Source organism: Xanthobacter autotrophicus (genome assembly GCF_030015065.1).
In the GTDB taxonomy this organism is placed as follows: Bacteria; Pseudomonadota; Alphaproteobacteria; order Rhizobiales; family Xanthobacteraceae; genus Xanthobacter; species Xanthobacter autotrophicus_D.
Window position 1 is genome coordinate 23330 of sequence record NZ_JAIVFN010000053.1, and the last position, 6380, is coordinate 29709.

The window sequence follows — 6380 nt, forward strand, 5'->3', positions numbered from 1 at the left end:
CCGCGCCTGATCCGGGCGGCGACCACCTCGGGCGGCAGGATGCGATGGCGCGGATCGGGGCGCAGCCGCGCCGCCGGCTCAGCGCGACCGGCGGCGGATTTCGGCATCGCGCCGGCCAGCGGTCATGATCCGGACGCGGGCGAAACGGCGAGCGGCGTGGCGGCCAAGGAGAAACGCCGAACCCGCCATGGCAAGGCCGAGAAGAACCGCCGAATTGTCGATGACGCCATTGACGATGAGCTGGCTGGCGGCGGCATGCTCCGCGCTCAGCACGAAGGCGACGGCACCGATGGCGAGCATGAGCGCGAAGGTGAGACCCGCCTGGGCAAGGGCGTCGCCGATCTTGTGGTCGCGCACCGCCCGGGCAAGCACCTCCGGATCGGCCGACGAAACGCCCGCCCCCGGACGATCGAGCCGCCCGAGAGAAAAGTGCCCCACTTCCATGTCACACCGTCCGGACATGATGATCTCGCTCAAGTAGAATGCACGACGCCCAACGTCGACGATTGCGAATCAGTTCCGCCGACACAAGCGAGAGTGGAAAGGAATCGTGGCGCCACCGCGGCTTGGCTTATGCACATCATGGCAAGATGATGTCACAGACTCACAGGCGCGCGATCCATCCCCGCTATGCTGCCGCGACAGAGGGACGCCATTCCATGTCCACATGGCCGGGCTGCGCCGCGACCCGCTCCAGCCAGGCCCGCACGTTGGGGAAGCTGCGCAGGGAGAAGTCGCCCTCCTCGGCCACATGGGTATGGGCATAGAGCGCCATGTCCGCGATGGTGAGCGCCTCGCCCACGAAGAAGCGCCGGCCTTCGAGGTGGCGTTCCATCACCTTCAGGGCGGCGTAGCCTTCCTCCATCCAGCGGTCCACGTCGTGGGTGCGCAGGTCCCGGCCGCCCCGCACCTGCTTCAGCCAGAACCGCGCCGCGGCGATGCCGGGCTCATGGCTGTGCTGCTCGAAGAACATCCAGCGCAGCACCTCCGCCCGGTCGAAGGCGTCCGCGGGCAGGAAGCGCGTGCCCTCGGCCAGGTAGAACAGGATGGCGTTGGACTCGGCGAGGAACCGCCCGTCCACCTCCAGCAGCGGCACCCGCCCTTCAGGATTGCGGGCGAGGAATTCCGGGGTGCGGTTCTCGCCGGCGAAGATGTCCACCTCCACCAGCCGGAACGGCCGGCCGAGCTGCGCCAGCATCAGGCGCACCTTGTAGGAATTGCCCGAGGCCTGGGTGGAATAGAGTGTCAGCACCCGTCTCCTCCCCGAAATCCCGGCCGTTTCAATACGATCACCGAATGAAGCATGCTGGCCGAGCTTGGCTGTCGCGCCTTCATGTGGCCCGTTCGTTGGGCTGCCGCAAGGGCTGCGCCCGTGCCGCGTCGATCCATCACGCGCGCGTGCCGCGATATTCAAGATCGTTGCTTGTTTGCGGACGGCTGCTGAACTAGTGTCCGCGCCGCGTCGGCAGGAGCCGGCCGCAGATCCTGCCACATGCCCAAGCCCGCGCCGCCTGTGCCTCGTGCGGCCGGGCGCGTCCGGAGCTTAAAAGGCCATGAGCCTCATCTCGTCCGCACTGAAGCGCATCAAGCCCTCCCAGACCATCGCCATCTCCAACAAGGCGCGGGAGCTCAAGGCGGCCGGGCGGGACATCATCGCGCTCTCCGCCGGCGAGCCGGACTTCGACACCCCCGAGAACATCAAGGAAGCGGCCATCGCCGCCATCCGCCGCGGCGAGACCAAGTACACCGCCGTGGACGGCATCCCCGAGCTGAAGGCCGCCATCTGCCGCAAGTTCAAGCGCGAGAACGACCTCGACTACAAGCCCGCGCAGGTCTCGGTCGGCACCGGCGGCAAGCAGGTGCTGTTCAATGCCCTGGTCGCCACCGTGGATGCCGGCGACGAGGTGCTGATCCCCGCGCCCTACTGGGTGAGCTATCCGGACATCGTGGAATTCTGCGGCGGCAAGCCGGTGCCGGTGATGACCACCATCGAGGACAATTTCAAGCTGCGTCCCGAGGTGCTGGAAGCCGCCATCACCCCCAAGACCAAGTGGCTCATCTTCAACTCGCCGTCCAACCCCTCGGGCGCGGCCTACAGCTTCGACGAGCTGAAGGCGATCACCGACGTGCTGGTGAAGTATCCCCAGGTGTGGATCCTCACCGACGACATGTACGAGCACCTGGTCTATGACGACTTCAAGTTCGTGACCCCCGCCCAGGTGGAGCCCAGGCTCTACAACCGCACGCTGACCATGAACGGCGTGTCGAAGGCCTATTGCATGACCGGCTGGCGCATCGGCTACGCGGCGGGTCCCGAGGCCCTCATCAAGGCCATGGGCACGCTGCAGTCCCAGTCCACCTCCAACCCCTCCTCCATCGCCCAGTGGGCGGCGCTGGAGGCGCTGGACGGGCCGCAGGACTTCATCGCCGCCAACAACAAGGTGTTCAAGGAACGCCGCGACCTGGTGGTGTCCATGCTGAACCAGGCGAAGGGCCTTCACTGCCCCAAGCCCGAAGGCGCCTTCTACGTCTTCCCGTCCTGCGCCGGCACCATCGGCAAGACCACGCCCGGCGGCGTCACGATCGCGACCGACGAGGACTTCGCCACCCAGCTTCTGGAGGCGGAAGGCGTGGCCGTGGTGCACGGCTCGGCCTTCGGCCTCGGCCCGGCATTCCGTATCTCCTATGCCACCGCCACATCGGACCTTGAGGAAGCCTGCCGGCGCATCCAGCGCTTCTGCGGCGCCCTGAACTGATCCGGGCACAACCGCGCAAAAAAAGGAACTTGTCGTCATTTGAAGCGTTGGCGCAGCAGTGAAGTCTGGGCTAAGGCTTCGCCGTCGTCGGGTGCAGGGATCAACCCGCCCGCTTCCTACAGGAGGAACGACATCATGAAGACTGTTCTCAAGGCCGGCCTCGCGGCTGCGGCCCTTCTCGCCGTCGGCGCCGTGCCCGCTTCCGCCCAGTCCCGCGTCCAGGTGGGCACGCTGAGCTGCAACCTCGCGCCGAACGTGAGCTTCGTCCTCGGCTCCGTGCGCGAGATGAGCTGCAGCTTCCTGCCGTCCACCCGCAGCGCCAAGGCCGGCACCTATCAGGGCGTGACCCGCCGCTTCGGCCTCGACCTGGGCTTCAGCTCGTCCGGCCGCATGGTGTGGGCGGTGTTCGCCCCCACCGCCGTGGTCGGCCGCGGCGCCCTGCGTGGCACCTATGTGGGCGCCTCCACCAACGCCTCGTTCGGCGTGGGCCTCGGCGCCAACGTGCTGGTGGGCGGCTCGTCCAACACCATCGCGCTGCAGCCGCTCTCCGTCGAAGGCCAGACCGGCGTCAACCTCGCCCTCGGCGTCTCCGATTTGACCCTGAACTGATTCGCGCCCCGCCGCGGAAGCCGCCCGAAAGGCGCTTTCCGCTCGGGCATTGCGCCAATCCGGCGAGTGCACCGCGCCCCCGGCCCACGGTCGGGGGCGCAAGCGTTTTCAAGACCTGACGCCGCAGCCCCCCGGCCGCCGTTTACCGCCGGCGCCACCGCCGCCGGTCGCAACGGTTGCGCGAGCGGGACGGCCGACGTAGCTCTCGGGCCGCCGCAATTCCGGGGGGTCCTCATGCGCGCTTCCTTCGCCGCCGTTTCCGCCATCGCTCTCGCCGCCCTGCCGGCGACCGCCCAGACCATGCCGCCTGCGCCCAGCGCCCCGAAGGTCCAGTCGGGCATGCTGGTGTGCAAGGTGGCGCCGTCCATCGGCTTCATCCTCGGCTCCCTGCGCGAGATGGGGTGCGAGTTCCGCGACACCAGCGTGCAGCCCTATGTGGTGAAGTCCCGCTACAAGGGCACCATCGCGCGTTTCGGCATAGATATCGGCGCGCTGGCCTCCGACACCCTGGCGTGGGCGGTGTTCGCGCCGTCCGTGCAGGTGGCGCCCAGCGACATCGCCGGCAGCTATGTGGGCGTCTCCGTGGACGCGGCCTGGACCATCGGCGGCGGCACCAACATCCTGCTCGGCGGCTCCAGCAACCAGATCGCCCTGCAGACGGTGTCGGTGGAAGGCATGGTGGGGGCCGACATCGCCGCCGGCGTCGCCGACCTCACCCTGGTGCTGCTCCCCAACTGAGCTCATCCGTTCCGGACGGAACGCCGTGCCTTTTTTACCCGCGCTCCGTCCGGCTTCATGAAAAAGTCGGATCTCAGGCGCCAGAACGACCCTGCGAGCACGCACCGATCCGCCCGGCTTGCGCGCTGAGCGGACAACGCATTCTCTTGCAGAGTGTTAGAGCCGGATCCGCCCGCATTGAATCGCCAAAGCGATATGATGTGGGCGGTGAATCCGCCTCATTCAAAAATAGAGGGCGATTCACCAAGCAAGTTGATGCAACTTGCCCGGATCGCGCTCTGGTCGGATCGTGCAGGCGATTCGACACGTCGCCCTTGTTGCGGGGGGTCCGGAATGTCTCACCTGTTGGCCCGGCTGCTGATTCCGGGTGCTGTCGCCGTTTCATCTGTCGCCGTCTCGGCCGTTGCCCTGGCCGGCGCCTCCATGCCCCAGGTGTCCGCCGGGCTCCTGGAATGCCGGGGGGAATTCGCCGCGGCCTACGGCTTCGGCTCCTCCCGCAAGGTGCATTGCGAGTTCCGCCCCTCCATGGGGGTGAACCACTATTATGCCGGCACCCTCGAGCGCGTGGGTCTCGATTTCGGCATCTCCGACCAGGCCAGCATGTTGTGGGCGGTGCTCGCCACCTCGCAGAAGGTGGAGCCGGGGGCGCTGGCGGGCACCTATGTGGGCCTGACCACCGGCTTCTCTCTGGGCCCGGGCTTCTCGGCCAACATGCTGGCCTCGCAGGATGCCAGCCGGCAGGTGACGCTGCAGCCCCTCAGCGTCTCCTCCGACAGCGGCCTCAGCGTCTCCATCGCGGGGGCGACACTGACCCTTTCGCCCTCCACCCCCAGCCCCCAGTGAGCGGGCCGCAGGGGCGGCTCAGTACCAGATCTTCTCCGTCTCCCGGCCGGCATAGAGATCCGCCACAAATGCGCCGTAGCCGTTGAAAAGCTCGGTGGGACGGCGGTTTCCGGTGGCGATGTCCTCCTCGCTGGCCTGGCTCCAGCGCGGGTGCGGCACCTTGGGGTTCACGTTGGCCCAGAAGCCGTATTCCGCGCCCTGCACCTCCTCCCAGAAGCTCAGGGGCTGCTTGTCCGTGAACGAGAAGCGCACGATACCCTTGATGGATTTGAAGCCGTACTTCCAGGGCGTTACCAGCCGCAGCGGCGCGCCGAACTGGCCCGGCGCCGGCTTGCCGTAGACGCCGGTGACGAGGAAGGCCAGCTCGTTGGTGGCCTCGGCCAGGGTCAGGCCCTCCACATAGGGCCACGGATAGCGGAAATCCTTTTGGTTTGACGCGACTTTCGGGTTCAGGAAGGTCTCCATCCGCACATATTTCGCGCCCGATTTCGGACCGGCCAAAGCGACCAGGTCCTTCATGGGAAAGCCGGTCCAGGGCACCGCCATGGACCACGCCTCCACGCAGCGGTGGCGGTAGAGCCGCTCCTCCAGCTGCACCTTTTTCAGGAGGTCGTCGATGCCCAGCTCCTGCGGGTTGTCCACCAGCCCGTCGATCTTCACCAGCCATGGCCGGCGCTCGAAGCGGGTCATGGAGGGGGCGACGTTCTTGCCGTAGCTGAATTCGTAATAATTGTTGACGGTGCTGGACTTGGCCTCGGGCGTCACCGGCCGGTCCAGGGTGTAGCGCGGGTTCTGCCGGGCCGGGTAGAGGCTGGCGGACGGGTCCGGCAGGTCGCCGACGCGTTGGGCCGCGGCGGGTCCCGCAAGGCCTGCCGCCGCCAGCATCGCGCCAGCGCCGATCAGTTCGCGGCGGGAGAAATAGAGGCCCTCCGGCGTCGCCGCTGATTCGGGAATTTCCCAGCCCCGCCTGCGTCGAATATGCATGCTGCGTGTCCTCCAATCGCGGCGGAGGATCGCGGCGGCGCGCCGGGGGGGCAATTCAAACGGACGTGTTCTCGATCACCGTTGCGGGTTCGAAAGGTTCGCCGGCATCGACGACTTCAAGTTCGGATCGCGCCCCGCGGCGGATGCGCCCGCGCCACGCGGGCCCGGGCCACCACCGCCGGCTCATTCCTCCACGCCCCCGCGCCGCTCCGGCTCGGCGAAGCCCTCCGGCGCGTCGCCGGCCTCGAAGGGGGTCTCCACCTCCACGAAGGTATCAGGGTAAAATCCGTTGAAACGGGTGCGCAGCGACAGGGAATAGGCGCCGATATGGCCGATCTCGATCCAGTCGCCGGTGTCCACGCTCTCGGGCAGGTAGAAGGGGCGCGAGAGCACGTCCACGCTGTCGCAGGTGGCTCCATAGATGCGGAACGGTTCGATGCGCCCGCTGCC

At 67.5% G+C, this 6380-nt stretch carries 7 protein-coding genes and 1 pseudogene; 4 read left to right on the top strand and 4 right to left on the bottom strand.

What is annotated here, in order from left to right; all coding sequences use genetic code 11:
* Window positions 1–78: 78 nt before the first annotated feature.
* Complete coding sequence (locus K9U40_RS12270; protein ID WP_282890483.1) at window positions 79–462, bottom strand: hypothetical protein; 384 nt, start codon at window positions 460–462, stop codon at window positions 79–81.
* Between the two features lie 166 nt (window positions 463–628).
* Complete coding sequence (locus K9U40_RS12275) at window positions 629–1252, bottom strand: glutathione S-transferase family protein (protein ID WP_282890484.1); 624 nt, start codon at window positions 1250–1252, stop codon at window positions 629–631.
* 301 nt (window positions 1253–1553) lie between these two features.
* Between K9U40_RS12275 and K9U40_RS12280 the strand changes: the two genes are divergently transcribed.
* From K9U40_RS12280 to K9U40_RS12295, 4 genes are all read left to right on the top strand, one after another.
* Window positions 1554–2756, top strand: a complete 1203-nt coding sequence (locus K9U40_RS12280) for a pyridoxal phosphate-dependent aminotransferase (protein WP_282890485.1) — start codon at window positions 1554–1556, stop codon at window positions 2754–2756.
* 135 nt (window positions 2757–2891) lie between these two features.
* Complete coding sequence (locus tag K9U40_RS12285) at window positions 2892–3365, top strand: DUF992 domain-containing protein (protein ID WP_282890486.1); 474 nt, start codon at window positions 2892–2894, stop codon at window positions 3363–3365.
* 234 nt (window positions 3366–3599) lie between these two features.
* Complete coding sequence (locus K9U40_RS12290) at window positions 3600–4103, top strand: DUF992 domain-containing protein (protein WP_282890487.1); 504 nt, start codon at window positions 3600–3602, stop codon at window positions 4101–4103.
* Window positions 4104–4436: 333 nt separating this feature from the next.
* Window positions 4437–4946, top strand: coding sequence for a DUF992 domain-containing protein (locus K9U40_RS12295; protein ID WP_282890488.1), 510 nt, complete (start codon window positions 4437–4439; stop codon window positions 4944–4946).
* Window positions 4947–4964: 18 nt separating this feature from the next.
* On the opposite strand, the gene msrP is transcribed toward K9U40_RS12295, so the two are convergent.
* Window positions 4965–5930: a protein-methionine-sulfoxide reductase catalytic subunit MsrP gene (gene msrP, locus K9U40_RS12300; protein WP_282890489.1), complete on the bottom strand. Its 966-nt coding sequence runs from the start codon at window positions 5928–5930 to the stop codon at window positions 4965–4967.
* 183 nt (window positions 5931–6113) lie between these two features.
* Window positions 6114–6380 (bottom strand): annotated as a pseudogene (locus K9U40_RS12305) (ornithine decarboxylase); the annotation flags it as partial.